Genomic DNA, 20,593 nt, shown 5'->3' with positions numbered 1-20,593 from the left:
AGCATCTAAATCTTATTCAGGGTTAAGGGAGGAAATCAGCTATGGAGTTTAAGGCGATATTTCGCAAACAAAAATCCCACAATCTTTTCATAAAGTTGACTGTTTTTTCTAGTTTAGCATTGATATTAGCGTATTGCTTGACAGGCTGGCAGTGGCGATCGGTAGAAAAAGCGACAATTAAGATGCGTAGTATTGATGCAAATTTACTTTTTAATCAAAAAACAAGATTGGGGTCTTACAGAATTATTCAAGTTCAGGATGTGGCACAGATCCAGCAGATCGATCCCTCGGCAGAGCAACAGCGTTCTGTTTGGAGTGTCGCTTTTAGCCCCGATGGTAAAACCCTCGCTGCGGGGACTTTCGACAAAAGTATCAAATTTTGGGATGTGGCTACCGGCACAGTTATTAAAACTTTCAGAGGCGCTCAGAAAGGAGCTTTGAGTATTGCTTTTAGTTCTGATGGCAAAACCCTCGCTTCTGCAAGTTTCGACAACACGATCGAACTCTGGGACGTGGCTACTGGTAAATCTATTGACAGGTTAACGGGTCATAAAAATTGGGTTTTGAGGATTGCTTTTAGTCCTGATGGTAAAACCCTTGCTTCTGCGAGTAGCGACAAAACTATCAAACTCTGGGATGTGGCTACTGGTAAACTCATTCACACCTTGACCGGCCATCAGAGTTGGGTTGAGAGTTTTACCTTTAGTCCCGATGGTAAAACTCTGGCTTCTGGGAGTAGCGACAAAACTATTAAACTTTGGGATGTGGCTACGGGTAAACTGATTCGCGCTTTGACAGATGGCAAGAATTGTGTTTTGAGTATTGCTTTTAGTCCTAATGGTAAAACTCTGGCTGTTGGCAGTTTTGACAATAAAATCGTACTGTGGGATTTGGCTGCAGGTCAAATTTTTGCAAGCTTGAGGGGTCATCACCAAGGGGTTTTGAGTATCGCCTTCAGTCCTGATGGCAAAACTCTCGCTTCTGGGAGTTTTGACAACACCATCGGACTCTGGGATATGGAGACGGGTAAACGGATTCAAACTTTGATCGGCCATCAGGACTGGGTTGAGAGTGTCGCCTTTAGCCCTGACGGTAAAATGCTGGCTTCTGGAAGCTGGGATCGGACGATCGCACTCTGGGATGTTGCGGAGGGTAAGCCTGTTCGCACTTTGGCCGATCGCAATTATCAGCCTGCTGGGAAAATCGCTGCTTTTTGGGCGATCGAACTGTAGCAATTCTCAAGGATTCGTGAAATGGGTCAGGTATTTGCACGATCGACAAAGCTGAACTTAGTTTTCGGAGATATGGTGGTTGCGATCGGCTGTTACTAAGGAGTCATTATGTTAAGCATTCCGTTATCTTGCCATTGGCATTGGCGAAGATCGCCTTCCTAAAAAGCGATCTTGCAACACAAAAACACACTCTAAAAAGGAAATTAACAATGGTATTAGAAATCAATCGCAAACGCTCTGAAACCTTGCAGCATAACCATACCCACTGCACTGCAAATATTGGTTTCACCGCAGAAGAAATTGAGCAGTTTAGTTGGGGAACACGAGGTTTTTTTGAGCATCTGCCTGCCAATGGAGATGGCTATGAATGTTACGGAGACAATTGCTATGGTCGTCCAGAAGTGATTCAGGCTCTTAAATATGTCTGTAATGAGTGGGTAAAAAAATATCCTAAACCCCGCATTGGCATCGGAGATATCAGTACAGCAGAAGGGCCAACACCAGGTCATAGCTCTCATGACAACGGACTTGATGTTGATATTTCTCTTGTTGCTAACACTGATGCAGAAATTGGACTTACTTGGCGCGCTCCTGAATACTCTCGCGATCGCACTCAAGAATTGGTAGATTTATTCTACAATAATCCTATTTTGGGTATTAAAATAATTCTATTCAACGATCCAGAAATTACAGGAGTAGAATTTTGGGATGGACATGACGATCACCTTCATGTGAGTTTCCTTTCCCCTGGAATTGATTCAGCCCCCTACAGCAGTGACCAACAAGGTGATTTGCGACTGGTTGCACCCCCAATGCAGGGAGAACGAGTCCGCAAACTTCAAGAAGATTTAGCCAACGTTGGCATTTCAGTTACAACAGATGATATCTTTGGCACCGAAACTGATGCCGCAATCCGAAAATTTCAGGCTGAACAAGGCTTGCAGGTTGATGGAATTGCGGGATTTGTAACCCAAACTAAACTAACACAGTTAATTTCTGGACAGTCTCGTGCTGTTTCCAGCGAACCATCCGGCCTGAAACTCCAAGACGCGATCGACCAAAAGCAATCGATTCCTTTTGATGATATTGACTCTGGAGTGTTAGTTGAAGATCAACTATTCTGTGCAGAAATTCAAACCATCTTACGCGCTAATCATCTTTTAGAGGTTGTTGATGGGATTTACGGCCCTCAAACGCAAGAAGCCTTAAGAAGTTTTAAAGCCAGCCGTAAACTTGATGGCGGAGATGTGTTAGGGGCAACAACCGCTAAAGCTTTACTGGATGCAAAACCAGGTGTTGGAATGTTACCAGATTGGCAAGGCGGTTATAAGCAAGCCACAGTGGAGGCAATTATCAAAGAAGCTCATCGCCAAGGGATTACGTCTCAAGCTCAAATTGCTTACATTCTCGCAACCGTTGAACATGAAACAGCAGACAGTTTCCAACCCGTAAAGGAATCGTATTATTTGGGTGAACCTGAAGGGGAGAACCACCGCCAAACTCTGCGCTATTATCCGTTTTACGGACGGGGGTACGTGCAACTGACCCATGATTACAATTACCGGAAATATTCAGATGTGTTAGGGCTAGATTTAGTGAATGATCCGGATCTTGTCATGCATCCTGATATCGCACTCTTTATCCTAGTTGATGGGATGAAATGGGGTGCATTTACGGGTATGAAACTGGATGACTGTATTTCTGGCAACGACGTGGACTTTATTAAAGCACGTCAAATCGTTAATTGGACTGACCAGGCAGAGCTGATTGCACAATATGCAATGAATTGGCAAAACCAATTAGGGTAGAGTTTTGGGGATCGCGACTCAATAATCTACCTTGAATTAAAGCTTAACTTTGATAGCTTTTGGGTCAATCGGTTAAAGCGTCTTGGTAGTTTGTGACAGTAGTGCGCGATCGCCCAAAACTTCCTCACAACAGTAAGCTGAAAAATAGCTGCAGACTGTGGTATAATTTTGTGCTTTAACTGATACCACTGCCCCTAGACAAATCATAAGTAAAGCAGTAGCCAGAATTTTCAACTGTTTGGGTATCATACTTAAGCAGTCGATGTTAAGTCATTTTAGAGAAGTTTGAAATTGAGACAGTGTTGCTTGTGGGCGATTGCAAGGAAAAAGGCAGCCGTCGATGCGATCGCGGAATTTCCAGCAATGGTTTCAGCAATTAATAACGTCCAGTGAAACCTCGGCGGTTGCTATAATTCCCAATATTCAAATCAAAATTAAGCGTGTCACCAGCAAACTCTCAAGAACAAACGCCTCTATTAGATGCCTTGCGCGATCGCACAAATCACCCGCACGCCCCATTTTATGCCCCCGGACACAAAGGCGGACAAGGAATCTCTCAACCCCTAATTGACTTATTCGGTGCGGCAGTATTTAGATCGGATTTGCCCGAATTGCCGGAATTAGACAATCTCTTTAACCCAGAAGGTGCAATTGCCGAAGCTCAAGACTTGGCCACCGCAGCATTTGGAGCCCAATCAACTCGGTTTTTGGCTAACGGTTCGACTTGCGGAATTATCGCCGCCATCTTAGCAACTTGCGGCCCCGGCGATAAAATTATCCTACCTCGAAATATCCACTCATCGGCAATTTCTGGTTTAATTTTATCGGGTGCAATTCCAATCTTTGTCAATCCAGAGTACAACCCGGATTGGGATATTGCCAACAGCATCACCCCAGAAGCCACAGCCGCAGCATTAGAACAACATCCCGACGCGAAAGCAGTAATGATAGTTTACCCAACCTATCACGGCGTCTGCGGAGATTTGCGGGCGATCGCCCAAATTACCCATCAATACAACATACCGTTATTAGTAGACGAAGCCCACGGAGCGCACTTTAACTTTCATCCAAACTTGCCAGAACCGGCACTATCAGCCGGCGCGGATTTAACAGTACAATCAATCCACAAAACCCTCGGTGCAATGACACAAGCATCGATGCTTCACGTCAAGGGCGATCGCATAGATATCCAAAAATTAAATAGAGCATTGCAGCTAGTACAATCTACCAGTCCGAGTTACATACTATTAGCATCCCTAGACGCAGCCCGCCAACAAATCGCACTCCACGGCAAAGAATTAATGGCGCAAACTTTACAGCTAGCAGAAAAAGCGCGATCGCACATCAGTCAAATTCCCGGCTTATCAGTTTTAGAACCGTTAAATACACCGGGTTTTGCAGCATTAGACCGCACCAGGCTAACAGTAAAAGTATCAGATTTAGGAATCACAGGATTTGCCGCCGATGAAATTCTGCACTCGGAACTCGCAGTCACCGCAGAACTTCCCATGCCTCAACATCTAACATTTATTATTAGCTTGGGCAATACAGAAACAGATATTGACAATCTAGTTAAAGCTTTTACTATTTTAGAAGGAAGAAGAAGGAAGAAGGAAGAAGGAAGATTTGCCCAATCTCCCACTCTCCCACTCTCCCCCTCTCCCCCTCTCCTCTCCCCCCGTGAGGCTTTCTTTTTTCCAGCGGAAACAGTACCTGCAGACAAAGCAGTCGATCGCCTGTGCGCCGAACTCATCTGTCCCTATCCCCCAGGAATACCAGTCCTGATGCCCGGTGAAATCATTACCCCAGAAGCCGTTGACTACCTGCAACAAATCCTGGCTGCCGGCGGAAAAATCACAGGTTGCAGCGATCCCGGCCTCCAAACTCTCAAGGTTGTGCGACAGTAAATATTAAGGCTTGGGGGAAATTGGGAGAATTTCTACTTCTTCCGCGGGTTTCAACTTCGGTCTTGCTTCAATCAAAAATCAAAAATCAAAAATCAAAAATATAACTATGCTTTGGCCCTACGTCACTCCAGGCATCCCGGATGACTTATTTGAACGTTTACCGGGAATTCCCATGAGTAAGCGAGAAGTCCGACTGCTGTTAATCTCCCACCTGCGGCTGCAAGCAGATTCAGTCGTGTGGGACATCGGTGCAGGTACTGGTACGATCGCCGTAGAAACAGGTTTGCTGTGTCCCAAAGGTCGGATTATCGCCGTCGAAAGGGACGAAGAAGTAGCAAGCTTGATTCGCAGAAATTGCGATCGATTCGATCTCGACAACGTAGAAGTCATAGAAGGCAGTGCCCCGGAATGCCTGGAAAACCTACCCCAACCCCCCCACCGAGTCTGCATCGAAGGAGGTCGCCCCATTAAAGCCATTCTCCAAGAAGTCTGGCGGTACTTGCAACCCCACGGTAGAGTTGTCGCCACAGCATCGAATTTAGAGAATCTTTACGCCCTTTCCGAAGGGTTCGCCGAGTTGCAAGTCCGCAACATCGAGGTAGTCCAGTCCGCCGTCAACCGCTTGGAGACTCGCGGCCTCAGTCAAACCTTTGCCGCAGTCAATCCCATATTTATTCTCAGCGGCGAAAAGCTGGATTAGAAGTTAGTTGACAGTTGACAGTTAACTTTAACCTGGTTCCTCGGCAGAGCCTGGGAGTACATACCCAATGCCCCATGCCCTATGCCCTATGCCCATTCCTAAATGTAATTCTTAATCTTTTTTAAGTTCACTTAACCTTCATACTTAAGAATAGGGGCCACCATAGCTGGATTGACCGCCTGACTTGAGATATTGGATAACGGATGGGGGATAAGGGTTATTTGTGCAAGGGATCAACTCGTGATCTAGAAAAATCCAAAATCTCAAATCCAAAATCTAAAATCTAAAATCTAAAATCGAATGATCCACCGCCGTCTGCAAGAGAAATTCATTTTATGCCTTGGTCTCGTATCCTGAGTGGAATAGTTGCGATCGCCCTTGCTTTGGGAATGATTATTATGGGCGGATGGTACTTCACCGTCGGCTTTGGAGTCATCGTCTACCTAGGCCAATTGGAATATTTTCAATTAGCCAGAGCTAAAGGCATTGCACCCGCTGCCAAAACTACCTTAGCCGTCAGTCAAGGGCTATTAATTACTGCCGCCCTAGCACCGGAACTCGTAGATGCCATGTTCCCCTTAGCGGGAACCTTAATTTGTTTCTACCTGTTATTCCAACCTAAATTATCGACGATCGCCGATATTGCCTCCTCAGTTTTAGGATTGTTCTACGGCGGTTATTTGCCCAGCTATTGGGTACGGCTGCGAGTCGGCCTCGACCCAGCCAATCTTGCCACAACCCAACTTTCGCAAGCAGTAGCAAGCAATTTGCCGGTTAACATTTACCCGTCCCCGTCTTGGACAAATTCCAGCCACATATCTTTAGGATTGACTTCGCTGCTGCTGGCTTTCTTCTGCATCTGGGCCGCTGACATTGGGGCTTATTTTGTAGGCAAATTCTTCGGCCGCACTAGCCTATCCCACATCAGCCCCAAAAAAACCGTTGAAGGTGCCGTATTTGGAGTTTGTGGCAGCATCGCCGTTGCAGTCGCTGGCTCTTGGTATTTACACTGGCCGGGGTGGCTGTATACTGGGGCTGCTTTTGGTCTGTTGATTGGGGTTGCTAGCCTGTTGGGAGATTTAACTGAGTCGATGATGAAGCGAGACGCCGGCGTTAAGGATTCGGGACAGTTGATCCCCGGTCATGGCGGCATTCTCGATCGCACCGACAGTTATGTTTTTACCGCACCGTTAGTCTACTATTTTGTCACTTTACTGTTGCCCGCGATCGACTCTTTTTTAATTAATCGGTAATTGGGAATTGGGCATTGGGAATTGGGAATTGGGCATTGGGAATTGGGAATTGGGAATTGGGCATTGGGCATTGGGCATTGGGTAGTATTCCCAGGCTCTACCAAAGAACCACGTTAAAGCCAACAGTCAACAGTCAACAGTCAACAGTCAACAGTCAACAGTCAACAGTCAACAATCAACAGTCAACAATCAACAATCAACAGTCAACAGTCAACAGTCAACAGTCAACATTCAACTAACTAAGGCAACACTCTAATTCCTCCCCGACAAACAATCTCCCCCGGACTCAAAATCAATTCTTCTATCTCAACTTCCGGCCCAAAATCAATTTTAAAACCATTGAAATCACTGCTCTTTAATTCTCCATCCATTTCGATTTCTGGTGCTTCAAACATCAATTCGCGACCGCTGGCTATCCGCAAACCAGTCCGCAATACAAAAGGAATTTGCGTACCGCCAGCGCGCAAAATTGCCGCCGAAAGCGTCAAAACACCCGCCTCAATTGCAATCTGCGAATTTTGCAACTTCAGCAACTTTTCGCTATCTGTCAGCGGCAGCATAGGCAGCAAAAATTCGCTCAAAGCATCAGCCAGCAAAGGCGCTTTCAGTGACGCATTCAAATCCGCCTGACAGAGCCTCAAAACGCCTGCCACGGGAACGGATTCCAGGAGGCGCAGGGGTTGGCCTTTGAGAGCTTGACCGAGGTTGATGCGAATGCCACAGCCCTCTATGGCAACTTCAGTTAGGTGTAGTCCTTTATACACAGCACCGCGAGCGGCAGCCGTGACTTTGGGGATCGCACCGCTGAAGATTTGTCGATCGCTCCCCTCAATTTTCACCTTCAACTCGTCCACCTGCTGAACTTGCGATCGCAGCCACAACTGCACCGCCGGAGACAGCACCGCGCTCGCTATCCGGCTGCCTTGACTCGGCGAAGGGCTCCCCGGCTGCTCGCCGAAATTAACAGTCCCACCAGAGCCTGCAGCGCTATCTCTATTGTCAAATTGAAGAGAGTTTCGATCGACATTCATAAACAATTTCAGAATATAAACCTTAATATTCAAGCACAGAAATTTAACTAGAACTTGCACATCCGGCCTCAAAAACCCGGTTTCTGCACATTTCTACCACTGTCAACCTCTGATTTTCCTTAGAAACCGGGTTGATGAATACAAGTCCGATTAACTCCAAAACCAAGCTGAAATCTGGCATCAGCAACGCCAGAAGCAGAAAAATTCTCACCTTTCCCCCCTTGGGATCTTTGGGTAGTTCACGAGTTGTGTGATCCCGATGAAAAATTCGCGATCAAGCGTATAAATTTAACCAGCAGTACGGGATTTATGGTAGTGTTGGTTTATGGTCGGGTCTGACCCACACCTTTCAAACCAGCCGCAAACCAACGGTGCAAACCTGTGCCTGCCGCGAGTCTTTTCGTCGTAGTTTTTGCACAGCATTCAGGGTACTGCCATCAGGACAATCTGCACCGGGCACAAGGACAATCTGCACTCTTGCCGGGCGTCCTGTAATAATTGGTCAGCATTATAATTTATTCCCAACCAGGAATTGAGCATTGCTAGTACGGTTAATCAATTAACCGTGTCGTGTTTCCTCCCCACCGCTGGCTCGTTGGGGATTTCCACACTCCCGTCATGTCTGATGAAAGGCTGCAAAAAATCCTCGCCCAGTGGGGCATTGCCTCTCGCCGTCTTGCAGAACAGATGATTGTAGCTGGACGAGTCCGAGTTAATGGCAATATTGTTCGCTTAGGAGAAAAAGCGAATCCCGATCGCGATCTCATCCAAGTCGATGGAGTCCCGGTGAAACCAACGGATCGACCCGCAAAGGTCTATCTGTTGCTCAACAAACCGGCAGGCGTAGTTTCTACTTGCAGCGATCCAAGGGCCCGATCGAAAGTTCTCGACTTGCTGCCACCCCAACTGCGCTCCGGTCAAGGCATCCACCCCGTAGGACGCTTAGATGCAGATTCCACCGGCGCCCTCTTGCTCACCAATGATGGTAAGCTGACATTTTGTTTGACCCATCCGCGTCACTTGATCGCCAAAACTTATCAGGTTTGGGTGAGCGGCGATCCCCCGGAACCCATACTGGAAGCGTGGCGTCAGGGCATCATCTTGTCCGGCAGAAAAACTTTGCCCGCGAAAGTTAAAGTTATCGATCGCGCGCAAGACCAAACTCTGTTAGAAGTCATTCTATCAGAAGGCAGAAACCGACAGATTCGGCGAACAGCCGATCTCTTGGGATATCCCGTGGTGCGCCTGCACCGCACAGCCATTGGCCCGATTCAATTGCAGCGGCCCGGTTCGCCAATATTGCCACCAGGCTGCTGCCGACCCCTAGAAGATGCGGAAATTATTTATTTATGGAATCTAGTCAACCTAACATCAATAAGCGTGCCAGTAAATTCCCCGGAGCACAGCATATGACAAAGAATTTATTGTTTTTATTCTTCAAAACCACTAAGCAGAAACTGCACTCCCAAGAGCCAGAAACAGCTCAGAAGAAGCTAGCGGAAATTGGAACTAAACTCCGTCAGTACCGCGAACAGCAGTCGATTTGTTTGGACAAAGTAGCCGTGGTAACAATGATTCGGCGGAATCTGCTACAAGCAATCGAGGACGGTCAACTAGACCAACTTCCCGAACCCGTCTACACTCAGGGTTTGATCAAGCGCTACGCTGAAGCAATGGGTTTGGACGGAAATCAGTTTGCCGAATTTTTCCCGATCGAACCGGCGCCCCGATCGAGAACCAAGCTATCCTGGCAAGATGGGCCTCAGTTGCGGCCGATGCACCTCTACCTCTTTTACACATTTCTAATTATCTGTTCGGTCAATGTCTTATCTCAGTTGATGAGCGGTTCTGTTACCGCAAAAAACGGTGCCGGAACCGAAGAACTAGCGCTTGGGCAGCAGCAGGAACAAACTCGTTTAACTGCTGAGGCATCAAGAGCCTCACAAAATCTGAAACCGGATAGTTACGAGCGTGTCGAAGCAGTAAGAACCGGTCAAAATTTAAATAAATCCGGCAATAAACCAGTAATGGTTAGCGTCACTTTTAAAGCAGAATCGTGGATGCAGGTTGAAGTCGATGGTAAAACAGAGTTTGAGGGAATTTTGCCGACCGGGACTGTTCGCACCTGGGGGGCTCAAAAGCAATTGGTAGTGGTAGCAGGTAACGCCGGCGGGGTAATGGTTGCTGTTAATAACGGACAAGCCGAACAACTCGGAGATCCTGGAGTCGCCAAAGAAGTTGTTTTTAAAGCAAGTGAACTCAAGCCTTCAGCACCGCCCAAGAATGAAGGTTGAGTGTTAATTGGTAATTGTTAATCGGTAATAGGTAATAGCGGGTAGTCCACAGAGTTTAATTAGAATGTCCGTCTTGATGGACTCATTACCAATTACCAATTAGATCAATTCCGGTAGCATCGGAAGAGTCAAATCCAGTCAACAGTCAACAATCAGGGATGGATGGTGCAAGGGGAATTGATAGAATTCATCTGCCTGAATCTGTGTTAATCTGCCCTCATCTGCGGGAAAAAAAAGAGAATTTATCGGGCCGCAGATGACAATGGATTGACACAGATTCACGCAGATAAAGTATAGAGATAGGAATAATTCCGATGCTAACAGATTTGATATTACCCATTAACAATTACCAACTACCCCTTACCGACGATCAATTTTTATTGGGAGCGCGGCCGGAAATGTAAGTCATGCTTTTGAGCCGATCGCGCACTTCCCAATTCACAGCTTCGGGCCGATACCGCCAGCCCCAATTTCCCTCTGGTTTCCCCGGAAAATTCATCCGCGCGTCTGTACCCAAACCCAACAAATCTTGAAACGGCACAATTGCCATATTAGCAACAGAAATCCAACCCATGCGGATTAAAGACCAGTGAATTCCTTGGGGATCGATGCAGCCCAAATAACGCAAAACCTCATCTCTTTCGTAGTTTTGCAGTTGATTGAACCAGCCGACAGTCGTGTCGTTGTCGTGGGTGCCGGTGTAGACTACGGAGTTGCGATCGTAATTGAAAGGCAAAAAAGGATCGCCAGGGCCCGCGCCAAAAGCAAACTGCAAAATCTTCATTCCTGGAAACTCGTATCGATCGCGCAAAGCTTCCACTTCTGGAGTAATTACCCCTAAATCCTCAGCGATAATCGGCAAGTTGCCAAACTTCTCGTTAATTAGATCCAACAACGCTGTTCCCGGCGCTTTAATCCACTCTCCCTCGATCGCAGTTTCTTGTCCGCGCTTCACCGCCCAGTAAGCGTCAAATCCTCGAAAGTGGTCGATCCGAGTCACGTCTACATAAGAGAAAATCGCTTCAAAACGCTGCACCCACCACTCGAAATTAGTTGCTTGCAACTTCTCCCAATTGTATACTGGGTTCCCCCACAATTGACCTGTATTGCTGAAGTAATCAGGGGGAACTCCCGCCATTAAAGCTGGTTCTCCGCTGGCTTCATCCAAGCAGAATAAGTTGGGATTCGACCACACATCCGCGCTGTCGTGAGCTACATAAATCGGAATGTCACCAATAATTTGAATGTTGCGCTGGTTGGCATAGCGTTTCAACTCCGTCCACTGGCGAAAAAACTCAAACTGAACGTATTTGTAGTAATAAATCTCAGCATTTAGCTGCTTGCGCCACTTTTCTAGGGACTTGGGTTCTCGACGGGCAATTTCGGGTTCCCAATTGTTCCAGCTAACACCGCCAAAGTGATCTTTTAGTGCCATAAAGAAGGCATAATCTTCCAGCCAACTCTCTTTGCTTTCGCAAAAAGCTGAGAAATCTCTTTGCTGCACCGGCGATGCTTTGGCTTTGAAGTTTTCGCAAGCTTTTTTAAGCAAAGACACTTTCAGGGCGATCGCCGGCTCGAAGTCTACATAATCGAGCGGAAATTCTGGCAAATTAGCGAAGTCTTCATCTGCGAGCAATTGATCGTTCCGCAGCAGTTCTGGGTTGATCAGCAGCGGATTTCCCGCCATCGCTGAATAGCATGAATAAGGAGAATTGCCGTATCCTGTCGGGCCCAGCGGCAATATCTGCCAGTATTGCTGGTCACTCTCTACTAAAAAGTCAATAAAGCGATATGCTTCCATTCCCAAGTCCCCAATGCCAAATCGACTGGGAAAGGATGTGGGGTGGAGTAGCATGCCGCTTGATCGGGGAAAAAGCATAATCTATCTAAAGATATAGGAATTTAACATTGACAATTTGACCTATCTTCCCTACCAGTTAAACTTCGTAGTTTTTATGGCGATTGTCAGGGCAAATACTTTTGTGATTGTCTCATATTTTGTGCGATAACGTGCTTACCAAATATTTTTATGCAACTCTACTCATCACTCCTGAGTAGAGCTCAAAACATCAAAATCCGGAGTTACGCGATCGCCCTACTTTCACAGCTAGGTTTTTTACCCAGGCTCGTTTGCTGCAACAAAGTATTTTGCTTGAGCGTACCCGGTTTCTGCTTAATCTTTAAATGTAACTTTTCTTTTGTTTTCGCCCCATCTCTCTGCAGTCGTAAATTGCCCGCCAACAATCAGCCATCACTTAAGCAGAGCCAATGCACAAATCAGCCGGCTGTTTTTGTATCTCAAAAAACAGCCGGCTGCGAAATTACTGGTGATAATGCTTAGTTCACGCTTGCTTGTTCAACATTTTCTGCACTTGTTTGAGAGCTATACTGCCGATGTTGTAAGCAGCCCAGCCGCCCGCCAACAATACGGGCATCAATACTATTAGTATGCGGAAGTCAAAATCCATGAGTTCTCCTCCTAAAGTTTTTTAACAAATTCTCATAATCTATTTGTATCTCATTTTGTCGCCATTCTCTTGACTCTTTAACCAAATATTCGGGATACGCAGGAGGACATGGCTCCGCAGGAATGGAGAGCGAAAGCGAAACTCCTGGGCGGGCGATCGGCATTCGCTCCACCAATTATCCCACAATCTGTTTCGCAATCCCTTCCACCACATGAGTTAGAGGGTCGTTAGGGAAGTGCAGCACAAACACCCCCTTGCTGGCGAGCAGCATCATCTGGTCGCTGTGGGGCAGTACCCCTGCCACTGGGATGTTGTAAATACTCTCTACTTGCTGCTTCAAATCCTCGAAATCCAGGGATTCTGGGGCTTTATTGATCGTCATCAAAATCTTGGGAACTTCTAATTTGCGGGCCACATCTACCGTGACAGCCGTTCCCTGAAAATCTTGCTGATCCGGACGCAGAATCAGCAGCAGGATGTCGGAAATGGTGATGCTGAGGAGGGTTTCTTCGTTGAGCCCCGGGTGCGTGTCTATAAATAGGTAGTCTAAGTTCAAAACCTCGATCAGTTCTTGAAAGCCGTCGGTAAGCAGTCCCACATCGTAGCCTTCCCGCAAAACTCGTGCTATCTCCCCTGCTTTAATGCTCGAAGGAATCAGGTAGAGGTTGCCGTTACTGGCTAATTTTGGGAGCAGCGAACTCACATTGTAGGCCGTATCCGCGATCGGACACCTGCCCCACAGGTAATCGTTCAGGCAGCGATCCATGTTGCTCTCGCTGAAACCGAACAGCACGTGAATTCCGGGCGATTGAATGTCGGTGTCCACAATGGCGACCCGATTTCCGCCGCGAGCGATAATAGATGCCAGGTTTGCTGTCGTGTTCGATTTGCCAGTTCCGCCCCGGTAAGAGTGGACAGAGATGATTTTGGACATGATCTGCGTATGAGGGTAAGAAACGGGGAGAATCAATTATGATGCAATTCTTGATGCAGTCAAGTTCTCTGTCATTCTTCCTTGTCCCCCAAATCCTCCTTGTCAGTTAGACTATCAATTTTTTCATCTTTTATGCTCTTTTGTGCGCCCCTGCGCTGCCGCATCTGTTTGGCTTTTGCTTGCAAATCGCTGAACTCGTCATCCGGTTTGGTTTCGGCTGAACTAGCACCGCCGCCGACATCCATCGCACCCGTTTTTGAGCTGCTTTCCGATTCTGTCACGGCGGCGCGCTGCTTCTGCTGTTTGGCTTTTTCCTGCAACTGAGCTAAGTAATCCTCTGTCTGACTTTCGACCTTGGGAAGCTCTGGGGTACTTGCAGTTATTTCTTGGGGTTCGGAAGGTGCTTTTTCAGAGGTTTCTTGTTTGCTAATCCTCAGTTTATCTTTCTTTTGCTGCAATTCTTTAAAGAAATCCGATTCTGTGATTTCTGCGACTTGCTGTTCTTTTTTGGCTTGGTCTATTTCGATTTTGAAGACTTGTTTTACTCGATCGCTAATTGCTTTCCCGTATCCGGCTTTATTAAATCTGTCTGCTGATACAATGCTGCCGCCAGTTAGGATTAATGCTAAGGCTGGCGCTGCCACAGGCACCCACCCTCCTAAGAGAAAAATCCCAAAGCCGATCATGCAGCATCCGGACAGCATTGCTCCGAATGTCACCGCCAACTTAACTGGGTGAGCGATCCGCGATGCCACGGTTCCTCCCACAATTGACCATGCCGAAATCCACAAGATTTCTGCCCATTCCGGCCAAAACCAAAACAGCGGTCTGTTGTCTAAAACTGTACTCAAAATTTGGCTGACTACTTGTGCGTGTGCCACGATCCCCGGCATGAATTGCTTACTTTGTAGTCGCCCACTGTAAGGAGTATAAAAGAAATCTTTAACGCTTTCTGTGGTATAACCGATGAGCACTATTTTATCTTTAACTAAATTCGGGTCAACTTTCCCTTCTAAAACATCCGTAATTCTGACTTGGTTGGCAACTTGCCGCCTGGAACGATAGTTAATTAATATTTGATATCCCCTGACATCGGCATTTGTGTATCCTCCGTCATTGCTTGCTAGTTGTTTTAATTGGGTTTTTCCCAGCCATAAAGATTGATCGGGTGCCAGTTTGGGATAAATTTTTTGCCCTTGCAGGTAGCGGAGTGCTATCTGGAGGTTGAAGGAAGCTAAAACTTGAGAATCGTCATTGCAAAGATGTTTTTGAACTGAGGATTTGCCTTCTATTGTCGGTGGTTTCATAAATAGTAAAGCCCTGCGGAGTATGCCGCCCGGATCGATTACGAAATCTGCAAATCCCACCCGGTTTTGTGGCAGCCCCGGCGTAGGTGGAGAACCGGGATTGTCCGGGCTCCCGTCGGTGACTAAACATACCCCGATAATGCGATCGCTTGTTTGTAAAACTTTAGTTAATTCCTCGCGCCCGTCTGCTAAAGGTACGTCTCGCAGTACATCTAAACCGATGACTGCCGGCTGCATTTTTTCGAGTTTTTGTAAGATTTCAGTTATTTTGCGATCGGATATTGGCCACTGATTCAGTTTCTGAATGTCTGCTTCGGTAATCCCCACAACTAGCAAACGCGAGTCTGGCGGTTCATCGGGACGCCACCTCACCATTTGGTCGTAAGCGCTTAATTCTACTGGTTCGAGTATTCCTAGCTGTCTGGCCCCCATCAAGGATAATGTTACTGCCGCGCTGGCAATTAATACAGACTTAGCCAATGCTAGTGATGGTTTATACATTTGAGTCAATTGAGCCACTGCCGATCGAATTTTGTTAGATATTTTACTCATTATCCCAGCATAAAAGTTTGACTCGTTTCTGGAACAGCAGTTGTTTCACATTTCCCGCCTGCTCGAGACTTCCTCCATCTTAGAACACTCGGAAACTCCGACCACTTTGTTACAAACATTTACAGTACGTGGCGAGCAACTGTATTCAATGATACTTGCGACCTAGGCAACCTGATTTTTCCGACAGAGAATCCACTTGCCGCTCGAATTAATTAATGTTATTGATGATATGTCAAGGTTTAAATTGTGTATCTGCGCCCTCGACTAGCAGCTCAAAAATATTTGTCGCCATCAGCGAATGGCTGTGTTTGCAATTATAGTGAAAGGTAAAACAAAATGAAACGTTTTCTACATCGGGCTACACTTGCGGTCGCCGTATCTGCGATCGCAGCTACCCTACCCAGTTCACTGGCACCAATGCGCGCACAATCCCAGCCGCTTCTGCTGAGTCAAAATGTTAATTTCAAGCCTCCCGACGTAACAGCCCCCGCCAACCGACAAGGAGGAACACATCGCGGCAACAAGCTTTGTCCAGCGGGTTTATCTATTACTCCTTTAGTGCCTCCAACTAATATCGGTTTAACCCTAACAGATTCTCCCACAATTTTTGTCTATGTTCCTCAAACCTCGGCAAAAATAGAGTTTACTGTGCTCAACGACAAGGAAGAGGAAGTGGTCTACGAAAAAACATTTAAACTAGACAAATCTGGGATTGTTGGAGTTACCATTCCTGCTACCGTGGACAACAACAAATCCCTTGAAGTTGGTAAGCGATACGTGTGGTCATTTTCGCTAGTTTGCGACCCCGAAGACCGAGCTGCAGATTTAGTTGTTAAAGGGTTCGTGCAGCGAATTGAACCGCAGGCAACTCTCAAGAGCGAGTTGGCAAATCCCGACCCCATGACTAGGCTCAATGTTTATGCTCAAAATGGGATTTGGTACGAAACTCTCGCTACTTTAGCCCAAATGCGGCGCCAGACACCGGGGGATGTGAAGCTGACAGCCAAGTGGACGCAATTGTTGCAGTCCCAAGGACTGGAATCAGTTGCAACTCAACCACTGGTTGCGCCTCTTTAAATCTCGATATTTCTTGAAGTTTGGTCGATCTGCCGATGGCGATGTGAAAATTGACCCATTTACTCGATCGCGCCCGGGGCTAAAACTCCGGGTTAACATTTAGAGATGTGCTCTATAAATATTTCTACAAGTTGGTGGAAAAATGAAACGTTTTATAAATTTTACTGCACTGGTGATGACTGTATTGGCGATCGCCGTTACTCTCCCCAGTTTGCTGACACCGATGCAGGCTGTGCCTGCACCCATTCTGCTGAGTCAGAATGTTAATTTCAAACCTCCCGATGTAACAGCCCCCGACAACCGACAAGGGGGGACGCATCGAGGCTGTAAGTTACGCGATGGTTTATTCATTACTCCCTTAGTACCTGAAAGCAATATTGGCTTAACGCTAACAGAATCGCCAACATTTTTTGTATATGTTTCTCAACCGGCGGCTCAAGTAGAGTTTATTTTGCTAAACGAAGATGAATCCGAAGTAGTTTACGAAACTACTTTAAAAAATGACAAAGCCGGAATTGTTGGAGTTAGCCTTTCTGAGAAAGACCAGACAAAAAATATTGAGGTTGGTAAGCGATATGTGTGGTCGTTTGCACTAGCCTGCGATCCTCTGGAGCGTTCTGGAGATTATATTGTTAAAGGATGGATGCAGCGAATTGAACCCCAGGCAAATCTCAAGAAAGATTTGGCAAATCCCGACCCTATGGCTAAGGTGATTGCTTATGCTAAAAATGGGATTTGGTACGAGACTCTTGCGACTCTCGCCGAAATGCGGCGCCTCGCACCCGATGATTCGCGGCTGACGACCGAGTGGAGGCAATTGTTGCAGTCCCAAGGACTAGAATCGATTGCCGCTCAACCGCTAGTTCAGTCTTTTTAATAACGACTCTTGACCAATCATTGCTGAGTGTTTGCATAGTCAATTCTTCAATTATTCAATGCAGTGACCGAAAGCAGCCAGGGTACAAGCCCCCGTCTTTATCCTGGTACAACCCAAAAATAGTATCCGATAACCAGTCCCCGGATTCATCAGTGATATCGCTTTCTTCCATTCTTCAATTCTTCAATCCAAAATCCAAAATCTAAAATCTAAAATCGATTGATGGCTAATAATTTTCCGACCATTCTAGCTCTTGATTTTGACGGTGTGATTTGTGACGGACTAATCGAATATTTCCAAACCGCTTGGCGTACCTACTGTCAAATCTGGAAACCAGTCGCAACAGTGCCCGATCCAGATTTAGCTTTGAGTTTTTACCGAGTGCGGCCCGCCATCGAAACTGGTTGGGAAATGCCGCTGCTGATCCGCGCACTGCTGACAGGAATTTCCCCAGAGCAAATTTTGCTAGAGTGGCCCAATATAGTACCGTATTTATTGACCGAAAATAATTTAAAAGCGCAGTCTGTCGGCGCTATGTTAGACGGATTGCGCGATAATTGGATTGCTGAGGATTTATCTGGGTGGCTGTCTTTGCACCGCTTTTATCCAGGGGTTGCGGATCGCTTGTACTCCTTGCAGGAGAGTTCGGTGAAAGTGGCGATCGTCACTACGAAGGAAGGCCGTTTTGTGCGGGAACTTTTGCAGCTAGCAGGCGTACAAATGCCGTCAGAGTTAATTTTTGGTAAGGAATACAACAAGCCTAAACACCAAATTTTGCGGGAATTTTTGGCTGCATCTGGCAAAGATTCGACTATTTGGTTTGTGGAAGATAGGTTAAAAACCTTGCTGTCGGTGAAGCAGCAGCCGGATTTATCTCAGGTGAGGTTATTTTTGGCTGATTGGGGTTACAATACTTTGCCAGAACGGGAATCTGTGGCTCAAAATCCACCAGTTCAATTGCTTTCTCTGTCGCAGTTTGCCGGAGATTTTGCCGATTGGCTGCCGATCGACTGTTGATGTTAGATTTGTTGACAGGTGTGATTTTTTTCGCTTTTCAAAGTCAAAAAAATCACAAAATTTTACATCTTTTTTGTTGACTTTTGAGGCGTAGACATGGTATTTTAATATAATGGGATGGTGGCAAAAATAATATTTTTTTCACCATCCCATTATAAAATAAATATAACAGAAATTCCTCAAAAAAGCAAGGATCTGGACAAAAAAAAATGTGTTTTTTTTAGACTATTCCAGGTACTCTTGACCTCAAAAACCGGTTTTTTTTTCTATTTCTGCGGGCTGGTACGAAGTATTTTAGTTGATCAAACCGCGTGTATGACAAAAACCAAGCTTCGGCACCAAAAAATTGAAAAGTGTTTTGATAATTTCTCAGCTTGAAAGCTTTCTAATATTGAGACTTAAAACCTATGCTCGATTTAACTAAAGCAGCCAAGGCAATGCAGGGAATGAGCCAACATTTGAATGTGGAAGCTCACGCGGCTCGCCAACGTTTGGAAGTGGCTCAGAATTTGCTGGTAAAGGCTGCAGGGGAACAGGAAAAATTGGTGGAATTGCAAGAGAATTGGCGCGATCGCACTTTATTCAATGCTGCCACGCCGATCGAGCCCTTAGCCGATCGCACCTACATCACCGCACCCCCCGCCTCTCACACAGTCTTTGCCACAGACGGCTCTCAAATCTCGCCCAACCATCACGAAATTGCCTACTGCTACCTTCTAAACGTCGGCACAGTCATGCTGCACTACGGGCAAAGCCGCCACCCAGTTTTAGACAGCGTGCCGGAGGTTTTCTACAAACCAGAAGACTTGTACGGTTCGCGACAGTGGGGAATTAGAACCGAAGAATGGATGGGATATCGGCGCGCAGTTTCCGAAGCAATTGCCTTAGCAGAAATGGGCTGCAATTGGGCAAAAGTTAACGACAATAAATTGCCCGCGCCAGCTTTAGCCATGGTAGACGGTTCCCTGATTTATTGGTTTTTGGAACAGTTACCCAGCGAAGCGCGCGATCAAATTTTGCTGCCAATTTTAGAATCTTGGGACAAGTTGCGTTTAGCAGGAATTCCCCTGTTAGGATACTTAAGCGCTTCTCGCAGCAGCGAAAGCTTATCTTTTTTGCGGTTTGAAGCTTGCACCCACGAAGTACCAGACTGCATGACAAATTGCCCGAACGTCGGATTTGCCGCCACAATTTCTTTCGCCGAAAAAGCACCTTGTCAAGAATTTGAACCTTTGCGGGATGCCATCTTGTGGGCAACAATCCTGTCACCGGGACAAAGAAGTCCTTTGTGGAAATCCCAAGCTCGAATTTTAGATTTGTACGGCCTCAATTCAGTTTATTTCTGTTACGTTCACGTCGGCACAGAAATTGCTAGAATAGAAGTGCCGGAATGGGTAGCACAAGATACAGCACAGCTAGATTTAGCATTGGGAATGATGCTCGCTCAGGTACACAAAGGCGGCGGCTATCCGGTGACGCTAGCAGAAGCTCACAATCAAGCGGTTGTCACGGGGGGCGATCGAACTCGCTTTTTCGCTTTGTTAGAGCAGCAAATGATTAAAGCCGGCTTAAAAAATGTGGGAATTTCTTACAAGGAAACACGGAAGCGCGGCAGTATTGCTTGAAATAACAAGTAGGATAGTGGACGCAGAAACCGGGTTTTTTACGGAAATACTGCATTCCCACCTTTAACACTGATAAAAACCCGGTTTCTTTGGTATTGATGCGTCCAGGATTGTAGAGTAAAAGTCAAGTTAAAACTGTTATATGCCAATAGAATTAATTATCTTAATTGCTTCCTTACTGGTGTCTTGGCTGGTGTTTAATTGGGCTTTTAAAGTGTTGAAAGCCAGCATCGGGACAGCGATTTCTTTAGCAGCAATTGTGCTGGCGATGCAGTTATTGTTTGGCATCGGGCCAAACCAGCTTTTTCAACATATAATTCACCTGCCGGAAACCCTAGGGAAAATGATTTCCGGCAAGTGATCCGATTTTAGATTTGCGATTTTAGATTTTAGATTATTTTAGATACCCGACTTCTTGAAGAAGTCGGGTATCTGGGTATTCCGAGAATTTTTCCTCTTATCGATAATTCATCCGTGTATCCGTGTCAAAATCCGTGTCCTGCCTTCCTTC

At 46.3% G+C, this 20,593-nt stretch carries 18 protein-coding genes; 13 read left to right on the top strand and 5 right to left on the bottom strand.

Features of this window, described 5'->3' with window-relative positions:
* Positions 1 to 41 precede the first annotated feature (41 nt).
* The 6 genes from QUB44_RS09320 (at position 42) to QUB44_RS09295 (ending at position 7,139) form a co-directional block, all read left to right on the top strand.
* A complete protein-coding gene (locus QUB44_RS09320; RefSeq protein ID WP_333365920.1) occupies positions 42 to 1,232 on the top strand; it encodes a WD40 repeat domain-containing protein in 1,191 nt (396 codons plus the stop codon).
* A 140-nt stretch (positions 1,233 to 1,372) separates the two neighbouring features.
* A complete protein-coding gene (locus QUB44_RS09315; RefSeq protein ID WP_333365918.1) occupies positions 1,373 to 3,040 on the top strand; it encodes a penicillin-insensitive murein endopeptidase in 1,668 nt (555 codons plus the stop codon).
* A 440-nt stretch (positions 3,041 to 3,480) separates the two neighbouring features.
* Positions 3,481 to 4,947 (top strand): aminotransferase class I/II-fold pyridoxal phosphate-dependent enzyme, encoded by a 1,467-nt coding sequence (locus QUB44_RS09310; RefSeq protein ID WP_333365915.1) that lies wholly within the window; start codon positions 3,481 to 3,483, stop codon positions 4,945 to 4,947.
* Between the two features lie 106 nt (positions 4,948 to 5,053).
* A complete protein-coding gene (gene cbiT / locus QUB44_RS09305) occupies positions 5,054 to 5,647 on the top strand; it encodes a precorrin-6Y C5,15-methyltransferase subunit CbiT (protein WP_333105613.1) in 594 nt (197 codons plus the stop codon).
* A 335-nt stretch (positions 5,648 to 5,982) separates the two neighbouring features.
* Entirely contained in the window at positions 5,983 to 6,900 is a 918-nt protein-coding gene (locus QUB44_RS09300; RefSeq protein ID WP_333365912.1) for a phosphatidate cytidylyltransferase, read from the top strand.
* Positions 6,901 to 6,914: 14 nt separating this feature from the next.
* Positions 6,915 to 7,139: a hypothetical protein gene (locus tag QUB44_RS09295; protein ID WP_333365909.1), complete on the top strand. Its 225-nt coding sequence runs from the start codon at positions 6,915 to 6,917 to the stop codon at positions 7,137 to 7,139.
* Here QUB44_RS09295 and QUB44_RS09290 read toward each other — a convergent pair whose 3' ends face one another.
* The gene (locus QUB44_RS09290; protein WP_333365905.1) at positions 7,140 to 7,931 is read right to left on the bottom strand and encodes a DUF2993 domain-containing protein; all 792 of its coding nucleotides are present in this window, start codon (positions 7,929 to 7,931) and stop codon (positions 7,140 to 7,142) included.
* 618 nt (positions 7,932 to 8,549) lie between these two features.
* Between QUB44_RS09290 and QUB44_RS09285 the strand changes: the two genes are divergently transcribed.
* The gene (locus QUB44_RS09285) at positions 8,550 to 9,344 is read left to right on the top strand and encodes a pseudouridine synthase (protein WP_333365993.1); all 795 of its coding nucleotides are present in this window, start codon (positions 8,550 to 8,552) and stop codon (positions 9,342 to 9,344) included.
* Positions 9,341 to 10,225 carry a RodZ domain-containing protein gene (locus tag QUB44_RS09280; protein WP_333365902.1) on the top strand — a complete coding sequence of 295 codons (885 nt, stop codon included), beginning with the start codon at positions 9,341 to 9,343 and terminating at the stop codon, positions 10,223 to 10,225. Before QUB44_RS09285 ends, QUB44_RS09280 begins: the two co-directional genes overlap by 4 nt.
* Before the next feature lie 370 nt (positions 10,226 to 10,595).
* Here the strand turns inward: QUB44_RS09280 and malQ are convergent, their stop codons facing one another.
* The 4 genes from malQ to QUB44_RS09260 form a co-directional block, all read right to left on the bottom strand.
* Positions 10,596 to 12,104, bottom strand: coding sequence for a 4-alpha-glucanotransferase (gene malQ, locus QUB44_RS09275; protein WP_333365899.1), 1,509 nt, complete (start codon positions 12,102 to 12,104; stop codon positions 10,596 to 10,598).
* A gap of 463 nt (positions 12,105 to 12,567) precedes the next feature.
* A complete protein-coding gene (locus tag QUB44_RS09270) occupies positions 12,568 to 12,693 on the bottom strand; it encodes a photosystem II protein Y (protein ID WP_333179230.1) in 126 nt (41 codons plus the stop codon).
* Positions 12,694 to 12,868: 175 nt separating this feature from the next.
* The gene (locus QUB44_RS09265) at positions 12,869 to 13,627 is read right to left on the bottom strand and encodes a MinD/ParA family protein (RefSeq protein WP_333365896.1); all 759 of its coding nucleotides are present in this window, start codon (positions 13,625 to 13,627) and stop codon (positions 12,869 to 12,871) included.
* A gap of 71 nt (positions 13,628 to 13,698) precedes the next feature.
* The gene (locus QUB44_RS09260) at positions 13,699 to 15,486 is read right to left on the bottom strand and encodes a CHASE2 domain-containing protein (RefSeq protein WP_333365893.1); all 1,788 of its coding nucleotides are present in this window, start codon (positions 15,484 to 15,486) and stop codon (positions 13,699 to 13,701) included.
* Between the two features lie 336 nt (positions 15,487 to 15,822).
* Between QUB44_RS09260 and QUB44_RS09255 the strand changes: the two genes are divergently transcribed.
* The 5 genes from QUB44_RS09255 (at position 15,823) to QUB44_RS09235 (ending at position 20,443) form a co-directional block, all read left to right on the top strand.
* Complete coding sequence (locus tag QUB44_RS09255; RefSeq protein ID WP_333365891.1) at positions 15,823 to 16,563, top strand: DUF928 domain-containing protein; 741 nt, start codon at positions 15,823 to 15,825, stop codon at positions 16,561 to 16,563.
* Between the two features lie 142 nt (positions 16,564 to 16,705).
* Positions 16,706 to 17,440: a DUF928 domain-containing protein gene (locus QUB44_RS09250; RefSeq protein ID WP_333365888.1), complete on the top strand. Its 735-nt coding sequence runs from the start codon at positions 16,706 to 16,708 to the stop codon at positions 17,438 to 17,440.
* 222 nt (positions 17,441 to 17,662) lie between these two features.
* Positions 17,663 to 18,457 (top strand): HAD family hydrolase, encoded by a 795-nt coding sequence (locus QUB44_RS09245; RefSeq protein WP_333365885.1) that lies wholly within the window; start codon positions 17,663 to 17,665, stop codon positions 18,455 to 18,457.
* A 407-nt stretch (positions 18,458 to 18,864) separates the two neighbouring features.
* Positions 18,865 to 20,082, top strand: coding sequence for a DNA double-strand break repair nuclease NurA (locus QUB44_RS09240; RefSeq protein WP_333365882.1), 1,218 nt, complete (start codon positions 18,865 to 18,867; stop codon positions 20,080 to 20,082).
* A gap of 142 nt (positions 20,083 to 20,224) precedes the next feature.
* A complete protein-coding gene (locus tag QUB44_RS09235; protein WP_332979465.1) occupies positions 20,225 to 20,443 on the top strand; it encodes a hypothetical protein in 219 nt (72 codons plus the stop codon).
* The last annotated feature ends 150 nt before the right edge of the window (positions 20,444 to 20,593 follow it).

This window comes from Microcoleus sp. AT3-D2, from assembly GCF_036705715.1.
Classification (GTDB): Bacteria; Cyanobacteriota; Cyanobacteriia; order Cyanobacteriales; family Microcoleaceae; genus Microcoleus.
This window is presented reverse-complemented; position numbering and strand designations above follow the sequence as displayed.